18 protein-coding genes and 5 pseudogenes are annotated in these 17,282 nt (G+C 67.9%); 12 read left to right on the forward strand and 11 right to left on the reverse strand.

Annotation, left to right across the window (positions count from 1 at the left end):
- Positions 1-122: 122 nt before the first annotated feature.
- Positions 123-947: a GNAT family N-acetyltransferase gene (locus AB4039_RS16635; RefSeq protein ID WP_266846372.1), complete on the forward strand. Its 825-nt coding sequence runs from the start codon at positions 123-125 to the stop codon at positions 945-947.
- A gap of 130 nt (positions 948-1,077) precedes the next feature.
- Here the strand turns inward: AB4039_RS16635 and AB4039_RS16640 are convergent.
- Positions 1,078-1,383: pseudogene (locus tag AB4039_RS16640) on the reverse strand (relaxase domain-containing protein); the annotation flags it as partial.
- A gap of 247 nt (positions 1,384-1,630) precedes the next feature.
- On the opposite strand from AB4039_RS16640, the gene AB4039_RS16645 reads away from it, so the two are divergent.
- Positions 1,631-1,903: a hypothetical protein gene (locus AB4039_RS16645; protein ID WP_442271068.1), complete on the forward strand. Its 273-nt coding sequence runs from the start codon at positions 1,631-1,633 to the stop codon at positions 1,901-1,903.
- Positions 1,904-1,920: 17 nt separating this feature from the next.
- Here the strand turns inward: AB4039_RS16645 and AB4039_RS16650 are convergent, their stop codons facing one another.
- Complete coding sequence (locus AB4039_RS16650; protein ID WP_266846374.1) at positions 1,921-2,457, reverse strand: hypothetical protein; 537 nt, start codon at positions 2,455-2,457, stop codon at positions 1,921-1,923.
- 109 nt (positions 2,458-2,566) lie between these two features.
- Positions 2,567-3,674: pseudogene (locus AB4039_RS16655) on the reverse strand (IS3 family transposase).
- On the opposite strand from AB4039_RS16655, the gene AB4039_RS16660 reads away from it, so the two are divergent.
- The gene (locus AB4039_RS16660) at positions 3,625-4,215 is read left to right on the forward strand and encodes an IS630 family transposase (protein ID WP_442271069.1); all 591 of its coding nucleotides are present in this window, start codon (positions 3,625-3,627) and stop codon (positions 4,213-4,215) included. The pseudogene AB4039_RS16655 and the gene AB4039_RS16660 overlap by 50 nt on opposite strands.
- A 6-nt stretch (positions 4,216-4,221) precedes the next feature.
- Here the strand turns inward: AB4039_RS16660 and AB4039_RS16665 are convergent, their stop codons facing one another.
- Positions 4,222-4,743 (reverse strand): nucleotidyltransferase domain-containing protein, encoded by a 522-nt coding sequence (locus AB4039_RS16665; protein WP_266846376.1) that lies wholly within the window; start codon positions 4,741-4,743, stop codon positions 4,222-4,224.
- Between the two features lie 464 nt (positions 4,744-5,207).
- Here AB4039_RS16665 and AB4039_RS16670 point away from each other — a divergent pair, with 464 nt between their 5' ends.
- The 4 genes from AB4039_RS16670 (at position 5,208) to AB4039_RS16685 (ending at position 7,395) form a co-directional block, all read left to right on the forward strand.
- Positions 5,208-5,780, forward strand: coding sequence for a hypothetical protein (locus tag AB4039_RS16670; RefSeq protein WP_266846377.1), 573 nt, complete (start codon positions 5,208-5,210; stop codon positions 5,778-5,780).
- A 323-nt stretch (positions 5,781-6,103) separates the two neighbouring features.
- Entirely contained in the window at positions 6,104-6,454 is a 351-nt protein-coding gene (locus AB4039_RS16675; protein ID WP_266846378.1) for an extradiol dioxygenase, read from the forward strand.
- A 240-nt stretch (positions 6,455-6,694) separates the two neighbouring features.
- Positions 6,695-7,018: a hypothetical protein gene (locus tag AB4039_RS16680; RefSeq protein WP_266846379.1), complete on the forward strand. Its 324-nt coding sequence runs from the start codon at positions 6,695-6,697 to the stop codon at positions 7,016-7,018.
- Positions 7,019-7,140: 122 nt separating this feature from the next.
- Complete coding sequence (locus AB4039_RS16685; protein ID WP_266846380.1) at positions 7,141-7,395, forward strand: hypothetical protein; 255 nt, start codon at positions 7,141-7,143, stop codon at positions 7,393-7,395.
- A 405-nt stretch (positions 7,396-7,800) separates the two neighbouring features.
- Here the strand turns inward: AB4039_RS16685 and AB4039_RS16690 are convergent, their stop codons facing one another.
- The 3 genes from AB4039_RS16690 to AB4039_RS16700 all read right to left on the reverse strand — a co-directional run bounded on the left by AB4039_RS16690 (position 7,801) and on the right by AB4039_RS16700 (position 10,354).
- On the reverse strand, positions 7,801-8,547 hold the full coding sequence (locus tag AB4039_RS16690; protein ID WP_266846381.1) for a hypothetical protein: 747 nt from the start codon (positions 8,545-8,547) through the stop codon (positions 7,801-7,803).
- A gap of 438 nt (positions 8,548-8,985) precedes the next feature.
- Entirely contained in the window at positions 8,986-9,546 is a 561-nt protein-coding gene (locus AB4039_RS16695; RefSeq protein WP_442271070.1) for a hypothetical protein, read from the reverse strand.
- A gap of 370 nt (positions 9,547-9,916) precedes the next feature.
- Complete coding sequence (locus AB4039_RS16700; protein ID WP_266846383.1) at positions 9,917-10,354, reverse strand: ankyrin repeat domain-containing protein; 438 nt, start codon at positions 10,352-10,354, stop codon at positions 9,917-9,919.
- Between the two features lie 20 nt (positions 10,355-10,374).
- On the opposite strand from AB4039_RS16700, the gene AB4039_RS16705 reads away from it, so the two are divergent.
- Complete coding sequence (locus AB4039_RS16705) at positions 10,375-10,773, forward strand: hypothetical protein (protein WP_442271071.1); 399 nt, start codon at positions 10,375-10,377, stop codon at positions 10,771-10,773.
- Here the strand turns inward: AB4039_RS16705 and AB4039_RS16710 are convergent.
- Entirely contained in the window at positions 10,754-11,158 is a 405-nt protein-coding gene (locus tag AB4039_RS16710; protein ID WP_442271105.1) for a hypothetical protein, read from the reverse strand. The genes AB4039_RS16705 and AB4039_RS16710 overlap by 20 nt on opposite strands.
- A gap of 719 nt (positions 11,159-11,877) precedes the next feature.
- Between AB4039_RS16710 and AB4039_RS16715 the strand changes: the two are divergent.
- Positions 11,878-12,293: pseudogene (locus tag AB4039_RS16715) on the forward strand (transposase); the annotation flags it as partial.
- A 105-nt stretch (positions 12,294-12,398) separates the two neighbouring features.
- Here AB4039_RS16715 and AB4039_RS16720 read toward each other — a convergent pair.
- Positions 12,399-12,887, reverse strand: coding sequence for a hypothetical protein (locus AB4039_RS16720; RefSeq protein WP_266846386.1), 489 nt, complete (start codon positions 12,885-12,887; stop codon positions 12,399-12,401).
- An 816-nt stretch (positions 12,888-13,703) separates the two neighbouring features.
- On the opposite strand from AB4039_RS16720, the gene AB4039_RS16725 reads away from it, so the two are divergent.
- Both AB4039_RS16725 and AB4039_RS16730 read left to right on the forward strand, forming a co-directional pair.
- Entirely contained in the window at positions 13,704-14,207 is a 504-nt protein-coding gene (locus AB4039_RS16725) for an N-acetyltransferase (protein ID WP_442271072.1), read from the forward strand.
- A 217-nt stretch (positions 14,208-14,424) separates the two neighbouring features.
- Positions 14,425-14,568 (forward strand): annotated as a pseudogene (locus AB4039_RS16730) (transposase); the annotation flags it as partial.
- On the opposite strand, the pseudogene AB4039_RS16735 reads toward AB4039_RS16730, so the two are convergent.
- Positions 14,566-15,222 (reverse strand): annotated as a pseudogene (locus AB4039_RS16735) (site-specific integrase); the annotation flags it as partial. The pseudogenes AB4039_RS16730 and AB4039_RS16735 overlap by 3 nt on opposite strands.
- Positions 15,223-15,936: 714 nt before the next feature.
- Between AB4039_RS16735 and AB4039_RS16740 the strand changes: the two are divergent.
- A complete protein-coding gene (locus AB4039_RS16740; RefSeq protein ID WP_266846388.1) occupies positions 15,937-16,263 on the forward strand; it encodes a GYD domain-containing protein in 327 nt (108 codons plus the stop codon).
- A 161-nt stretch (positions 16,264-16,424) separates the two neighbouring features.
- On the opposite strand, the gene AB4039_RS16745 is transcribed toward AB4039_RS16740, so the two are convergent.
- On the reverse strand, positions 16,425-17,213 hold the full coding sequence (locus AB4039_RS16745; protein ID WP_266846389.1) for an amidohydrolase family protein: 789 nt from the start codon (positions 17,211-17,213) through the stop codon (positions 16,425-16,427).
- Positions 17,214-17,282 lie beyond the last annotated feature (69 nt).

Genomic DNA, 17,282 nt, shown 5'->3' on the forward strand with positions numbered 1-17,282 from the left:
CCTGCGACGGTGCCTGTGTGTATTGCAGAGCCGTCAACGAGTCTGACATCGAGGCGATCTTAGATCTCTTCGGCTGCGCCGAGCATGCCGCAATCGGGCGCCGGGAGACGACGCGAGCAGACGTGCGTGACCTGCTCGCGAGCCCCGGCCTGGATGTGGCGTCGCGCACGATGGTCGTGGAGTCGAAGGAGGGGCGGCTCAGCGGCTTCGTCGCCCTGCATCCCGCACCGCAGGCTGGCCAACTCCGGGCCCATCTGATCCTTGCACCCGCAGACGGCGCTACGGACACGGCCAGAGCACTGCTTCACCTGCTCGACGAGTGGGTGCTACGGGACGCGCCACAACCCAACACCCCCGTGACCATGTTTCAGCTGCCCAACTGCCCGGCCCATGACCTCATGGCCGCCGAGGGCTGGAGCATCGTGCACAGCTACACGCGCCTCAGAGTCGACCTGGACACCACTGAGTTCCCCGAACCGGCTCAGCCACCCCTCGGTGTGCAACTGCGCGTCGCTGCCGATGACCAGGACCGGCGCGCCGTCCACTCTGTTTTGGAGGACGCGCTGGCCGGGCACTGGAACCACCGGCGGCGTACCTTCGCCGAGTTCGACCGTGACCAGCGACAGCGCGGCAGCTACGACGCGGCCCTGTGGTGGCTGGCCGAGGCCGGTGGGGTCTGTGCGGGTGCTGTCATCGCTCGCGACCCGTCAGAGCGCGCATGGATCGCCTGGCTCGGAGTTCTCGATGCCTACCGCGGCCGCGGCATCGGCACGCAGTTGTTGCGCACCGTCTTCCGGCTCCTCCGGGACCGTGGCCATCACAGCGTGGGCGTCGATGTCGACACCCACAACTCTGCCGGCGCTCTCAGCGTCTACCGGGCCGCCGGGATGAGCGAGCGGGGCACCGCTGACCAGTGGCGCAAGATCTACGCCCACCAGCCTTTCTGACCAATTCAGTTGAGCCTCGGATCTTGCGCTCGGCGATCTTGGTCGGCAGGGTGTCCGCGTGCGTGCTGATCTCGTTTCAAATGACCTGTGGGAGCGCGTGGCTCCGCTGCTTCCGCTCGCTCCCGAACATGGAGCGCAGTTCGGCGAGCGAGCGCAGCTCCTTGCGTTTGGGCGAGCGGGTCCGGTCGGCGGCCTGGCAGGCCAGCCCGTAGGCGGCCCGCTCCCCCGGCGGGTGCCCCTGCCGTTCCTCGTACTCGGCCGTGAGGACGGGGAGCGCGTCCTCGATCTGCTGGCGGCGGGTCGACTGCCATCGGATGAGCCGCTGGTCGATGCCCGCGATCTCCATGACCGGCCGGCGGCCGGGCGTCACCTCCCGCGGCTCCCACGCCCACCCGAGCCGGGCGGAGACCTCCTCCACGAAGCGGAGGGTGTAGATGCCTGTCCGTCACCTGCGATGTCTGCGGCGAAGCACTCACCGACCCGGACACCGAAAACGTCATGCACTTCGACACTTATAACGTCCGCACCATCCAGGTCCTCATCGACCGCGACGCCATCATGACCGGCGCTGCCGCCGGAGGAGTCCAGCCCTGGAAGTACTACGACCTGGCGAGGGCTACTGCAGCTACGACTTCTTCGCAAAGTGCCCCCACCGCCTCGCCTGTGCCCGCTGCCCGTTCTACGTGCCCAAGGACACCACCCGGGGCCAGCTGCTGAACGTGAAGGACGGCATCCAGCAGATGTTCGAACAGCTCGACCTGACCACAGACGAACGCGAAGCCCTCGAAGGCGACCGTGAGGCAGTGGAGGCGCTTCTCGATCGTCTGGCCAACGTTCCCACCCCGGCCGGCCCGACGCCAAGCCAGCTCGGCGCTCAGAAGGCGTTCATCCCCCTCACCGCTCTCACCGGTGGACCTACGCCGGCGTCAGGACGGAGCACAGGAGGTGGCTCGTGACGCCGACGAGCACGCTTCTACTCGGCCCCGTCTGGGGTGGCCCTCTGGGCGTGGAAGGACACCACTCCGCGCCACGGCGACGGGCCACCCAGCGTCTGGTCGAGGTGTTCTTGCGACGCGTCGAGCGAGCGTCGAGCTGCGTTGACGAACTTCAGGTGCGCCTCCTCAAGAGCGCTGTGAATCGGCCGAAGCTCCTCCAGGTCCGTGGACTGGCGGCCATGGAACAGGATCGTGAAGTCCTCCACCACGTCGCAGAGCTGCAAGGCTGCGGTTGCGGCCTCGCGAGTCGCAACCAAGCTCAACGACTGAACGCCCGCGTTGAACGGCCCCCATACATGGGCAGCAGGCTCGCGCTCCTCGAGGAACGCTTCACGCAGCTCAGCTTCCACGGCGCCGAACGCCTGCAGAAACCTCTCGTAGGCGGCGGTCTGTGTCCCTTGCAACCACTGCCGGTTCTGGCTGCGCCGCCCGACGATCCCGCCTGCGATGACGCCCACGACGGTGGCGGCGACGCCGCCTGCGGTGGATATCAGAAGTTCCCACGGGACAGCCATGTCAGTTCCCCCTCAGGCTGGATGGGCTGTTCAAGCGAGCGCTCGTTCACTCTAGTGGCCCGTCACTATTGGTCGGCGGGTCTGGTGCAGGTTCGGGTGACAGGTTCGGTCACGCGGCCTGGAGGGCCGGTGTGGTCATGACGGTCTCGTATTCGACGGGGGTCAGGCGGCCGAGTGCGGCTTGTCGGCGGCGTCGGTGGTAGGTCCGCTCGATCCAGGTGACGATCGCGATCCGCAGTTCCTCTCGGGTGGTCCAGCTGCGGCGGTCGAGGACGTTCTTCCTCAGCAGGCTGAAGAAGGACTCCATGGCCGCGTTGTCGCCGGCTGCCCCCACTCTCCCTATCGATCCGGCCATCCGGTGCCGGTCGAGCGCCTGGACGAACTTCCGGGACCGAAATTGCGATCCGCGATCGCTGTGCGCGATGCATCCGTCGACGTTTTCACGCCGGGCCACGGCATTGTCCAGAGCGGTCACCGCCAGGCGGGACTTCATCCGTGTGTCGATGGAGTAGCCCACGATCCTGTTGCTGAACACGTCCTTGATCGCGCAGAGGTACAGCTTGCCGTCGCCGGTGGCATGCTCGGTGATGTCAGCGAGCCACAGACGGTTCGGGCCACTCGCGGTGAAGCTGCGGCTCACGAGATCGTCGTGCACCGGCGGGCCGGCCTTCTTGCCCCGGCCGCGAGGAACCGGTAGCCGAACTCCGGGTCCTCGCGGTGGGCGTCGAACAGCGCGTCCGCGCGATAGGCCTGTTCCAGTACGGCGTCGGGCACCGGCTTGTCGAGCCAGCGGTAGTAGGGCTGCCTGGCGAGCTTCAGCACCCGGCACGTCACCGAGACGGGCGTTCCGTCCGCGGCCAGCTCCTTCACGAGCGGGTAGATCCTTTTCCCGGCAGATGCGCCTGCGACAGATAGGCCGCGGCCCGGCGCAGGACCTCGTTCTCCTGCTCCAACAGCTTGATCCGCCGACGCGCTTCGCGCAGTTCCGCGTTCTCCCGGCTGGTGGTCCCGGCCTTGGCCCCGTCGTCGATGTCCGCCCGGCGCATCCATTTCCACAACGTCATCGGGTGGACCCCGAAGTCAACGGCCACCTGCTCGACCGTCACACCCGGGCCGCGGTTCCGCGCGACCCGCACGACGTCCTGGCGGAACTCTTCCGGATAAGGCTTGGGGAAGAGGACGACCACCTGGAAGTCCTCCAACGACCCCGACTTCATCACCAAGATGCACCGGATTCTGGCCCTCTACGACACCCCGCCGGACGACTGGCGCGTCGTCTGCGTGGACGAGTTCGGCCCGCTGAACCTGATGCCCCGCAAGGGCAAGGCGTGGGGACCGGTCCGTTCACCGCGCCGGCTGCGGGCGACCTACAACCGGTACAACGGCGTCATGCACGTGCTTGCCGCCCTCGATCTGGCCACGGGCGAGATCTACTACCGCATCCGCAGACGAAAACGCTGGCGCGAGTTCCTCGGCCTGCTCAAGGCCCTGCGGGCCCGCTGGCCCGGGGAGAAGCTGTACGTCGTGCTGGACAACTTCTCCCCGCACAAGCACCCCAACGTCCGGGCGTGGGCAGCGGCGCACGACATCGAGCTGGTCTTCCTGCCGACCTACGGATCCTGGCTGAACTGGATCGAGTCCGAGTTCGCCGCCATCGCCGCCTACGTCCGCCGGCGCAACGCCAGGACCGGGCCCAAGACCCGGTTCGCTCCCGACTCGCCCATCCGGGAATGGACCGAGTACCCCACGGCGGCGTGATCCTCCCTACAGCACCGGAAACCGCTGTTCGGGCAGGAGGTCGACCCCGAACCGCTCGTTCAGGGCGGCCAGGTCCCGGCGGTCCTCGTCATCGAGCTCGTACCCTGAGTGGCACTCCACCTGACCCTGCGCGGTCAAGCACCGCACCGGCTCACCCTGAAGGGTCCCGTTCCCGCCGAACCAGGCAGCCAAATAGACCCACGCCTCGCCGTTCTCCATCGTGTAGTCGCCATTGCCCTCTCCGTCGAACACCACCGGATGGACATCGACACTCCTCCCCTCGGCATCACGCAAGACGAAGCACGAGGAAAGACGGCCCTCCACAAGAACGAAGCCCAGGCCGCCGAGGGCCTGAACCGCATCCTCAGCCTGGTCGACCCGGACGATCAGATCGACATCCTTATGCGGCCGGGTCTGCTCGCCGAGGAGGGCATCAACTCCCCAGCCACCGTCCCCGAGCCACACCTGAACACTCTGCGCCTCCAGAGTCCTGATCACAGCCAACGCGTTCGTAACATCCATCATCATCACGCCAGTATCGCCACAAAAACGACGGACACCTCGGCATTTACCTGGTCAACGCTCTGCCTTTACCGGGCACCGGGTCCACCAGCTCGGCCCAGCTCTGCTGACCGTCACGTTGGACGCGGCTCACGCCCAGGCCCTCGCCGTGCTCCCAGCTGCCCGCCGCGGACTCCCCCGCCAGACGCCCGCCATCGAGGACGAACTCCGCTGGGGCGCAGGGCCGGCCGAGACGGCTGCCGCCTCCCTCGCGGTGGACCTGGCCGCCTACGGGGCCGGAACCTACGGTCTTTCCCGCGCCTCGCTGTTCCGCCAGACTGTCCCGGTCGTTGATCAGGGGGCAGGGGATGAGTGACGGGCGCGGTGGTGGTCGGGTTCCCGTGAAGTCGGGCCGTCGGGCAACCGGCGGGAAGGGGCGCGGCAAACAGCGCACCGCCGGGATGTCCTCCCGGATGGTGACGCGCCTCAGCGTGACGACCGCGATCGCCACGCCGTGCGCCCTGATCGGCCTGGCGATTGTCGCGAGCAATCCGGACTACGGCGCGCTCGGCATGATCACGGGGTTCGTGGTGCTCGTCGCCGGCCTCGGAGTGGTGGCCGGGCTGCGGCCCACCTGGTGGCTGATCGGTCCGGCCCTCGTACTGGAGATCGGGCTGCTGGTGGCATCCAGGCCGGTGGTTCGGACCGAGGTGCTGGTCCTGCGCGGAGTGCGTACTCCGGTGGTAGTGACCGACGCCCACAGCTCCAGGGACAAGACCGGGCGCGTGAGTTGGAAATGCGACCTGCGCCGTACGGACGGCCTGCCCCTGCCGCACGCCACGCTCGAAGGATATGCGGGCTGCTTCGGCCCCTCCGACGTTGGCCGGACCCAGAACCTCCTGGTAGATCCGTCCGGCTGGGTACCTCCGCGAGCGCCGGACGTGGACCATGCAGGCCTGGATGAGGGGATCGCCCTGATCGGTTCGGCAGCGGTGCTTTTCGCAGGCCTGGCCATCGCCGCCGGCCGGCTCAACCTGCGGGCCGCCGGCCGCCGAGTTCGGTGAACGAGCAATGCACCCGGTTCTGCCGGCTCATCCCGGGTATTCCAACAGGCTCCGCAGGTGCGGGCTTGGCGAGGGTGCGTGGGGGCGGAGGCCGTCGCCCCCGCAAGCCCAACAGCCACGAACGTGAAGCAGCGACCGGTCACACTTCACGGAGACAAGTCAGTAGCGGCGAGATGGGCTCCCCAGGGGTATGGGCTCCCCAGGGGTGTGGTTGTCCGTTGTCACGCAACTCAGTCGTCGTGTCATCGAATGCAGCCCAAGGTCTTTGCCACCATGATGCCGGGGGGCACGACCGCCAGCACGTCGTCGGGCAGGAGCCAGCCATGATCAGCGGTGCACATGTCATCCTCTACAGCCAGGACGCCGAGGCGGACCGCGCCTTCATCCGCGACGTCCTCAACTTTCCCGGCGTCGACACAGGCGGCGGCTGGCTCATCTTCAAGCTGCCCCCGGCCGAGGTGGCCGTGCACCCGGCCGACGGCCCGCCCCAACACGAGTTCTTCCTGATGTGCGACGACCTTGATTCCCAGCTCGGCGAGTTCCGCGCGCAGGGCGTCGAGATCACCCGCCCGGTCAGCGAACAGCGCTGGGGCAAACTGACTGCGATCCGGCTCCCCAGCGGCGCCGAACTCCCGCTGTACGAACCGCTGCACCCCATCGCCCACAGCCTGTGACTCCACGGCACTCAGCTGAGCCGACGAGTCTCAGGGTGGCCGCAAAAGCATCGGTGGCGCCGCCGCAACAGAGAGGCCGGCCGCGGCGGAATCGCTTTCGTAGCGGTTCGTAACAGCCCGGCCCATCGCGTGACGCTCGGACGTTGCGTCATCGAACCTAGTCGCCGCAGGTCAAGGCGCCGCGACCGCCTGACTTCGGTGACACGGAACAACAGGACCAGTGTCCTGTCTCACCGAACCTTGACCGATCTCATCAAACTTTGGCCGAGGTCTCCACGGACCCGCCAGCACGCAGCACCCGACTCCGAGGCGCTCCTCGCAACCCGGGCCGAGTCGTACCGGCTCCATGTCGAGGTCCGAAGCAGCCTCTTCCGGCTCCGCCTCGTCGCGCTGGTCCCGCAGGCGCAGCAGCTTGCCGAGCAGGCCGCTGAGATACAGGTGAAGACACGAGAGATCTTCTTCGCTGCCGACAGGGACGGCATGCCCGCCCGAGGCGAGGTGGCGGAGCATGCCGGTGAAGCCTTCGCGGTCCGCGCCAAAGAGGTGCCGGCTGCAGGAGAGTGATGAACCCGCTCAGTGGTCAATCTTCGCTGAGAACGGCCAAAGTTCGGTGAGACAGGACAACCAGCCCGGTGGCCTTGGCGTGGCACTCGCGCAGGAAATCGAACACGTGTTTTAGTGGAGTGGTGAGAGCACCGTTCCGCTTCCCCGAGGACCTGATCACCCTGCAACAGGCGTGGCAGGAGACCTACGCCGCGCTCGCGCAGGCCCCCGCCGGGGCGGGCACCACCGCGCTGCGGCGCCGGCTGATCAGCCTGTCGGCCCGCCTGTGCACCCACCCCTACTGGACGGAGCCCGCCGGCTGGCGGGCCGGCGGCGTCGAGCTCCGCCACGCCGCCCACACCCACACCCCGGCGGCAGGACGGGAGGCCGCGGCATGAGCCGGCCCGTCGACGCCGCACCCGCACGACCCGCGCCCGTCCCGACCGGACCCTGCGTCCGCTGCCGTCGGCCCACCACCCGCTACGGAGCAGGTGCCAGCCCGCTGTGCACGCCCTGCCAGCAGGCCCGGCAGGAGCAGCAGACCGGCCCCTGACCGTGACCGAACCCCCACCACCCGTACCGATCACGCTGCTGCTGCCGGACGGGCAGACGATCGAGCGCGTACGGCTCTACGAACGACTCCAGCTCGACACCGGACCGTGGGTATACCGCATAGCCGTCCCCCTCTGGCAGACGGCCGAAGGCGGCGGCGAGCCGGCCGAGTCAGCCCTCATGCAACCAGCGAACTACCAGACACCCACCATGACAAGGCCGGCGCCGCGCCGCCACACTCCGCCTCGCGCTCAGCGCCACTTGTGACTGCTCGGCCCGAACTCCCGTGGGCTGCCGAGCCAGTCCGTGAGCGCCGCGTCGGGCGTGTCACCTCGCATGCCGTCCACCGTGCGCGGATCATCCGCTGTGATCTCCCGCGCCAGACGCTCGGCCTGGAGCAGGGGATCCTCGTCGGTCACCGGTCGTACGAGCCCGATGCGCCCCAGGGAACGCCAGGCGCCATCGGGCTGGAGCGCATAGGTCCGCAGGGCGAGGCGAATCTCGTCGAGGACCCCGGGGGTCGCCCACGCCTGATCGACTTCACACGTCCAGGTGTCGAGCCACGTGGAGTGGGCACGCAGGATGCCCTGGAGTTCCCGGGCGACGGCGGCGGAGGGCCACTCCCACCCACGGTCCCGGGTGGCCCGTGCCACCTCGGCGTCGTACTGCCCGGCATCGAAGCGGTATTCGTAAGAGGAAATGTCTTCGGGCTCCTTACAGGCCCACACCACCGTGTCGCCCTCGCGTCGCATGACGACATCGAGTGCGGAGCGGCAACAGCACCACGCCGCAATTTCTACTTCGTGGGGCACCTCCCCCACCGAGAAGGGCCCATCCGGCAGCAGCCATCTGAGAGGGTCACCGCAGACCGCCCCGTAGTAGTCGTGCTCGATGAAGTCCGAGCCGTCGATCAGGGGGCGGACCTCGGGGTTGTCGTGACGGTCCCGCGGATCCGAAGGGATCACATCGATACCGAAGACATTCAGATGCGTACGCATGGGCCCAGCCTGGGCCCGGCAGCGGGCGGTTGTCACACCGTTTTCCCCTGGTCGTCGGCCCGGCCGAGAGGACCCGCGCGGGCACCCGGGCAGGTTCCGGCGCGGGAGCCGTACGGTCGGGGTGAAGATGGTGCGCCCGCAGCCGGCGGCGGACAGCGCGTTCCGCAGCCGATTCCGGCGTGAGGCGGCTGCCGGGCACAGGCGGGCGGCCGGCGCCCGAACCTCGGTTACCACGACAAGCCAGCCACCCGCCCGGTCACCGAAGCTGGAGGAACGTGGAGCCGACACGCCCCTGGCGATCACCGCCAGTGATCGCTACACCTCGCCGGTTACGCCCGGACAACGCAGCGACGGACGTGACCAAGAAGCTCGCCTCGCGCCAATAACGGGCGCCCCGAACACGGCCTCGACTGAAGAGCTGGCGTATGTCACACCACGTCAGGTGGACTGGCCGTTGACGCGGTACTCCTCGAAGGGCATCGAGTCCCATTCAGTATGTGCGCCGTCGCGCGTCACCATGAACAACGGACGGGATCGGAGGTCCTGCCCAACGAGTTGTCCGCGAATCAGTACCCCGGGATCATCCGGTCCGGCGTAGCCCTCGGGCGTGTAGCGAAGGTACGCGTCCGCTGCCTCGGCATACGCGGTTGCGTCACTCTCCAGCTCCGACAGGTCTCTCCCGACCAGGGGGAGTCCGTGGTACGCGACCTGGGGACCGTGCACGGCGTCGGCAGCGATGCAGAACAGCCCTACAGCCTGGCTGACGTAGGCCGTGACGGCAGGCGGTGAAGGAGCCACCCCGCGACGGTGGACTTCGATCTTCCAAGTCGGCGAGAAGATCGCGTGGTCCCGTGCACAATCGCTGACCTTCGTCTGGCCGAATGTCTCAGCCGCCTCGACCACTTCGTCGATGGTCATACCGAACCGGAGCGGTCCGACGCCGACAGCCGGCGAATAGGACCACTCGTCCCGTTCGGCGACTCCGGTCTTGAACGCCATAGTCACTCCTCTGGAGACACCTGGGCCTTGCCGCTGCCCATCATGTCAATCGACGACCAGCGGACCGCCGGTGCCGCCGAGCGCGCGCAGATCACTCAGCGCGAGCCCCCATCTGGGCTCGGCCGCGAATACGCGACACCTGAACATGCGAGCTCACCAGTCTCAAGCCCCGGGATCGTCTCGGCGGCCTGCGCCGACATCGGCACGACCGAAAGGCCGCAGCACCACGCTCAGGCACCTCCACACGACGCGCCCGGCCCACCGCCTCCAGGCTGCGGCGCTGCGAGCCACGCGGCTTGGTGGAGGGCGCCGTACGGCCGAGTGCCGGCGGGACCGGGGCGGCGGGGCGCAGGCGATCACTGGGCGCCAGCTACGGAGCTGGGTGAGCTGTCGGTTGCGCCCCTGCTGCCCGGAGGATCTCGGCAGCGTCGGGGTGAGGTCCGTTGTTCGCCCAGTCCAGCGGGGACATTCCTGTGCCGTGGTCTTCGCGAAGGTTGGGATCGGCACCATGTGCCAACAACTGCCAGATCGTTTCGGTGTGCCCCCAGCAGGCGGCTGCGCACAGCGGTGTGCCCTCCGAGCCGCGGCCGCTGCTTTCGGTGTCGGGAGAGGCTCCGGCTTCCATGAGCAAACGAGCTATCTCGGCCTCGCCCTGCACTGAAGCCAGGTACAGCGGAGTGGTGCCGTCACTGTTCCGTCTCTCTGGACTCGCTCTACTGCGCAACAGGGCCTTCGTGTGCATGGCGTCGCCTGCCAGGACTGCTTCGAAGAGGTGGCGGGAGAGCTTCTTCTGCTTGCGCTGCTTCATGGCTGGTGAAACTAGCGGGCATGCGGCTGCGCAGGCGAGGTGCGGCTCTGGTCCACTTCTTGTGGTGCCTCACGGACCGTGAGGTCAGTGGCGTGTGGTGGGATGGCCGGACTCTGTTGTTGATCTTCTGGGAGCCCTTCGTGACGTCCTCGTACCCGTCGCTGACTCGTGCCTTGACCGAGACTTTGGTCGATGTGTTGTGGTTCATCGAGGGGTGCGAAGACGAGCAGATGGACCCGGACGACGCGGTCAAGGTTCTGGAGGGCGTTGCCCACGTGGTCAGCACGCTGCCGACTGATCAGCAGCGGGAGCTGATCGAGCTGGTGGGAGAGATGACAGCCTCTGAGACCAACCTGGCTCGTCGCGAGTTCTTGGAAGGGTTCCCGGAGGGCTTCGGCCTCATCGACGATGCGTCCTGAACAGCCTTTTCAGGAGTAGAGCAGGACGCGCTTGCGGAGGAGCTCGAAGCCGGCGCGGCCGAACATCTGGCGCTTGAGCATCTTGATCCTTGACATGGCCTTCGACGACTCCAGAGTTCCACGGCTGCGAGAGTCCGGCGGTGACGGCGTCGAGATCGCGTTCCAGGTGCCGGGCGAATCGTTGGAGGCTGTGCAGGTCGGTGGTGGTCACGGCTTCGATCCAGGCCGGCAGCTGGTGTCCCTGCAGCTCGGTGAGCATGTGGGCGAAGGAGTGCACGTGACCAGCGAGTGCGTCCAGTTCAGGGCAGTTCGCCAGCATGGTCTTGAGCTGGAGCCGGTCGCCTTCGGCCAGGGCGTCGGGGTGGGTGAGGATCCAGCGGGTCACGGCGCGGGCGGACGGCGGCCGGGGCCGACCGGCTGGGGCTTCCCGCGGGGATTCCGGCTGACGTGGTCGCGAACGCTGCCGTAGCCGTCCGGGTAGCCCTGTTCCTTGATTTCCTCCCACAGCTTCCAGGCGTTGGTTCAACCCTCTTGAGGGCGGCGCCGGCGGCGGAGCCTACCGRTCAGCGTCCAGGCGCCCAGTGCCGAAGGGCATGCCCGGATCGGACGTGGCGTGGGCGAGACCGTTTGGCGCTACTTCTGCGGCGCGGTCAGATCCGGCGTGAGGATGGCTTTGACCACCGGCTCGTAGGGGTTCGGCGTCTCCCACGGCTTCATCTTCTTCCGCGGTTCGGCAGTGCCCTCCCTACGAACTCGTAGCCGACGCCGTACCTCCCATGAGAGCCCGCAGGACAGCCGGTCTGGTTGCACGGCGGATCGCCGCCGTACAGGTCGACCTGGCCCGTTACCGTTTTCGTGGCTCCGCAATGGGGCCTCCGGCCTTCGGGTCTGGCATGACTTCCCCCCTTGTTGTTGATGATCCGGGGGGTGGTGTCACCGGGTCCTGAGGCATCGACGGACCGCTGATGAGGGGCTTGAGCCCCGGCTCCACCCGGGCCGGAAGAGCTCCCCGTAACGTGGATGTGGCAGCCCGATGCCGAGGCAAGGCCGGACGAAAGCGTGGTGGAGGGGCCTGCACGTGATCGACACCAGCATCATCGACGTCTTCCTCGGTTCGGATCACCCGCCAGATCCGCAAGGCCGGACGGCGCCGCCTGGTCTCGCTGCTACGGCCGAAGGCGCCGCGGCTGGTCGAGGAGATCTTTGCCGCGTTGGACGAGCAGACCGTCATCGTCCCGGGGACCGAGGCGGCCGCGCTGATCGTCCCGAGCCTGGCCGCCTCGCTGACGGCCGTCCTTGACCAGCGGAAACTGCTGGCGGGGCGGATCGAGGAACTGCTGGAAGCCCACCCTCTTTCGAAAGTCCTGACGTCGATGCCGGGAGTCGGCGTCAGGACCGGAGCCCGGATCCTGATCGAGGTCGGCGACGGCAGCACCTTCCCGACCGCCGGCCACCTCGCCGCCTATGCCGGTCTCGCCCCGGCGACCCGCAGCGTGGCAGACAGAGTTCCACCCGACCACCTTGACCAAAGACATAGGGGCCCCCGCTCTCCCGACCCCTCACTTGTGCGCAGCCACCGGCTCTCCGAGGGTCTCGAAGCCCGCCGGTGGGCGACGGGTTCGGCGTCAGCACGAATCGGGGTGCGGGGGTGAAACATAGATCGCGGACAGCACCCCGTCGCCCCGCACGGTGACCGGGCCGGGGGCGGTGGTGTCGACCAGCTTCAGGTCGTACGGCAGGGCCGTCAACGGGAGGTCTTCGCCGAGGTAGCTCACCGAGAGCGTGCCACGACAGACCGAGGGCCCCGGCGGCGCGGTGTCGGGCACCCGGCCGTCCTGCGGGCCGACCGCATGGGAGGCGATGCCGATCAGGGTGTACGAATATTCGTAGCGGGCCCCACTGACGAAACTGGCCGCGTGCGTCTTCTTCAAATCGACCCAGTAGTGGGCGAGCTTCACCGGGACCGATTCGCACGGGCGCTTGATGTCCTCCGGAGTGAAGTTCAGCCCGGAGGAGTCCAACATCAGGCCCTTGGTCTGGTAGTCCCCGCTGGCGCTGCGGAGTTCCTTCAGGTAGCCGGTCAGCTGTTCGACGCTCATTGCGGCGGTCTTCACACACTCCTTGGGCGCGGTGGGCAACGCGCTCGCGGCCGGAGCGGCGGAGCCTGTGGCGGGCGCGTAGTGCACGAGTCCGGAGTTCGAAGGAGCCGGGGCCTTGGCGGCGGGCTCGCCCCCTCCTGAACATCCCGAGACCGCCAGAAGCACGGCCGCGAAGGCGGCGGGCACTACCGATGACGCACGCGCGCGGTGCATGTGTCCCTCCAGGTGCAAATCGAGACGGCTTCCCCGGACGGATCCTCTCAAGTACGGAAGGACCGCGCAGCCGTTCGGACAAGGAACCGGCCCGGGCCGACGGGCCGGACTGTGTACGCGGAGACCGATCCATTTCCATCCGTCCGGGCGTCGTCGTGCAGGGCTTCGACGCCGACGAGGAGTACGCCAAGGTGTATGCACTCCCGCAAAAAGCACTCTTCACGGCGAACCGGGCGGGCGTGGCCCCCTTCGTCATGCGCGGCCGCGAGTACCCCGTCGCRCTCAAGGCTGCACCGGCCCGGCCGCCGGGTCGACCTCACAGTCCTCCGCACCCGCGGACCACCGCACCGCGGCACGCGAGCGCACTCGACAAGCCCGTCGGACGGCGGCTGAGCCAGAAGAGGGTTCATGGAGCACGTCGCGAACACCTACGCAACACGAAGGCCCAGTTCAGAAGCCATCTAAGAAGCCGTTGCCGTCCCGATCACGGAGTCTGTCGATCGAACGGCAGTCTCGATAGGGTGATCGCGGACCTTGCCCGGCATGAGAGCGGAGCCTGGCGGTATGCGGGGAAAATCAAGGGGAGCGGACGGCCGCGCACTGCTACGGTCGGGCGCCATGAGCTGGCTTCCCGATGACTTCGTCCACCCCGTCCTGGTACCGCTGCCGGGCGGTGGTCATCACCTGCGGCCGATCCGGGAGGCGGACACCCCGCTCGACTATCCGGCTGTGATGGGTTCGCGCGAGCGGCTGTGGACCATCTTCGGCCCGGCCTGGGGCTGGCCCGCGGCCACCATGACCTACGAGGCCGACCAGGCCGACCTGTTGCGGCACGAGAAGGAGATCGCCGCGCACCAGTCCTTCAACTACGCGCTGTTCGACGCGGTGGAGACAGCTCTGCTCGGCTGTGTCTACATCGACCCACCGGAGAGGGCCGGCGCGGACGGCGAGATCTCCTGGTGGGTGGTGGACGAGCTGGTGGGCAGCAAGGTCGAGAAGGCCTTCGACGCGCTGGTGCCGCAGTGGATCGCGGCCGACTGGCCGTTCGAGCAGCCGCGCTTCCTCGGCCGCGAGATCTCCTGGTCGGACTGGCTCGCCCTGCCGCAGCATCCCGACACGTAAGTGGCTGCTGCCCGTACCGGTCTCGAAGGCTGTCGGTCGAACGGGAGTCTCGATCGGGTGACTGCGGCGGTTTCCGCGCGTGGAAGCAGGGCTTCCTGGTAGCTCGGGGGTGCGATCCCATTCCGAGTGGTTCCCGGAGGCCTTGTTGTCCTTGTTGTACGTGCCCGGGCACGTTGACTTCAACTCGCCCGCCGTGTCGTGCGATTGCCTCGCGCATGTGTACGGCAACGCGGCCGACCATCCGGACCGGGTACGCCGGTACCCGTCGGACATGACGGACGCGGAGTGGGCGGCGGTGCGCCCATTGTTGCCGGTGCCGGCCTGGCCGGAGGGCCGGGGCGGGCAGCCCGAAGGCGTGCCGTCCCTCCTCGAACAGGAACGCCTCCCTCGGCCGGGGCCCCCAACCGCGAGCGCCCTTGCCCTGTACGAACCCCCGACAGGTACGCGATCTTCGCCATTACGTAATCCCGGCAGGCCACGGCCTCCTTCCGAGCTGTAGGAATGGCATCCCTCCATCCGGAGAAGAACTCCTTCAGCGCTCGCTGCGACGGCGGCACCCGAAGCCCGAAGTCACCGCGGTGACGGGGCCGGTTGAAGGGGTCTACGGGCGATTCCACGATCGCCCCGAACAGGCGGTGAATCCCGCCTGCGTATCGCTGTTCCAGGAACGCGAAGTAGGCATCAATCTTGTTGATCTTTCGCTCGGACGGTCGAGCGGGCCCGCCTCCCCGGACCTGCGAAGTACCGGTCCATCACAGACGCGGTGAGCTGCCACGGCACGATGCTGTAGTGCTCGCACACCTCCAGCGCCGGCTTGACCAGCTGTCGACTGTCCCGGGCATCAGACCCGCGGCGTCTCGCGCCCACTGGTACTCAGCAAGCATGGCGAAGAAGAAGGCCCGCTGATCCGCTGTCCTGCTCTGGCAGAGCGACGTGCATGGAGAGAGAAGACCTCGGCCAGCCCGACGTCCGCACTGCTGCCAGTGACCGAGGAACGGGTTTCGGAATCTCCCATGAACCCGCAGATCACGAGTGCCGCTCGCAATATCCGTGAGCAACTGAGGTGATCTCACCCCCTTGAAGGACACCTCGAACACGGGACCCCACCAGGCAGATCTCCTCGATCGCGCCCTCCCTGATCGCCGATGAACCCGTACGTACTCCAGTAACGAAGTAGGCCGGCCACCGCACGGCGAGGGCGGCGCCGCGAGCGCGGGCGGCGGCCCGACGCTGCAACACCCCGAACGACGACCGACCCTCTTCGGTGTGCCAAACGACCAACTCGCCATCCAGCACCAGGCCGGCGGGGAGCTGCGCCTCGGCGGCGGCCGCCAGATCCGGCCACCGGTCCTACACAGGGGACCCGCGCCGGGTCTGCACCAGCGCGGCGGGGCCCGGCACGGCTTCCGCAGCCTGCGTGAGCATCGGCTCCACCGGCGGCCTGAGCACCATCCCGGGCCTCCCTCGCACCCTCCACTTCCATGGTCGGCCGAACCCCTCGGGGCGTCCTGCCGCCTCATCCATCCGGGGATCAGGTGTGCACTGAGCGTTGTAGTTGGTTCTGACCGCGCTTCCGTGATGAGCAAGCCCTTTGTATCGGGCGGCCAGCTCACCCGTTGGCTGTGCGCCGTGGCGGTCATCGTCCCCGGCTGTTTGGGGGAACTGTGGGCCACCCGGCCCTTCTCCCACCCAGCGCGGGCATCCATTGCTGAAACGAAAGAGAGAGACGATGCCGCTCTATCTATCAAGGTTCAGCTACACGCCGGAGACGTGGGCGAGGCTGATCGGTCACCCCGAGGACCGCGCAAAGGCCGCTCAGTCGTACATCGAGTCCGTCGGTGGGAAGCTCCACGGCTTCTGGTACGCCTTCGGCACGCACGACGGCTATAACCTCTGGGAAGCCCCGGACAACGTGTCCATGGCCTCGGTTGCGCTGGCGATCAGTGGCGGTGGCGCGCTGAGCTCGTTTGAAACGACCGTTCTCCTGAGCGTCGATGAAACGCTGGATGCCCTGCGCAGAGCCGAGCAAGTCCGTTATCGGGCTCCTGGCAAGTAGCGGCCCGGCGAGCCGGCCTGCTGCCTCAGGCGGGCTGGGGCGCGGCCGCCCCTTTCAGGCGTATCCGTCACGGAAGAGCGGTCAGAACCCTTCAGTTGTCGGGGTTCGCCATCTGAAGTGCTCAGCCTGTCGGAGTCGCACCCGGGGACGCCGGGCCTGCCTCAGCCGAGCCCGGCCAATTCGGCGATCGTCCCGCCGAGCACCCGGTCGCGTACCTCTCCCGGGCTGGTGACCCGCTCCACCATCGCTCGGGCGAGGACTGGGTCTCCGTACGGGGCGTCCGAGCCGAACAAGGTCCGGTCCGGGATCTCCTTGATGGCCAGCCGGACCGAGAAGACGATGCTGGCAGTGGAGAGCTCCAGGTACATGTTCGGGGTGTCCCGGACCAGCTCGACAGTCTCCATCCAGTTCAGCCCTCCGAGCTGGCTGACCACCAGCGGAACCGTCGGATACCGGCCGGCGAGCGCTGACAGCGTCCTCAGGTCGTCCGCCGTGGTGGGGGCGGATCCGTGCACGACCACGGGCAGCCGACCGTGATCGGCCGCCGCCTGGAGCACCGGTTCAATCATCCCTGCCCGTCCGGGCGGCGGCGTCAGCTCGCCAATCCCGTGCAGTCCACGCCCGATGACCTCGCGTTCCACGGTCGCGGCGATTTGTTCCGGCTCCAGGTCCAGCGGTACGGAAAGGAAGCCGATGAACCGCTCCGGCCGTGCGGCGAGTGCGGCGTCCAACTCCCCCCACGCGCAGCGATACCCCTCGGCCGTGCCGGCCCGACCCCCGATGGCCTCGTGCAGGATCGCCATCTCCCGACGCAGCGAGGTGAGGTCAGCGGCCCGCTCCGGGTGTGGACGGGTGGCGAACAGCACGGCACGGTCCACCCCGGCCTCGTCCAGTAGCCCCACATGTGCCTCGACGGGGTCGTGGACGTGACTGTGTGCATCGATGATCAATGGTTCACTCCCTCCTTGACGATCGGCCCCGGAATGCGGCCGACCAGTCCACTGTTGCTCCCTGACACG

The sequence above is a fragment of the Streptomyces sp. M-16 genome, assembly GCF_052114405.1.
Lineage (GTDB): Bacteria > Actinomycetota > Actinomycetes > Streptomycetales > Streptomycetaceae > Streptomyces.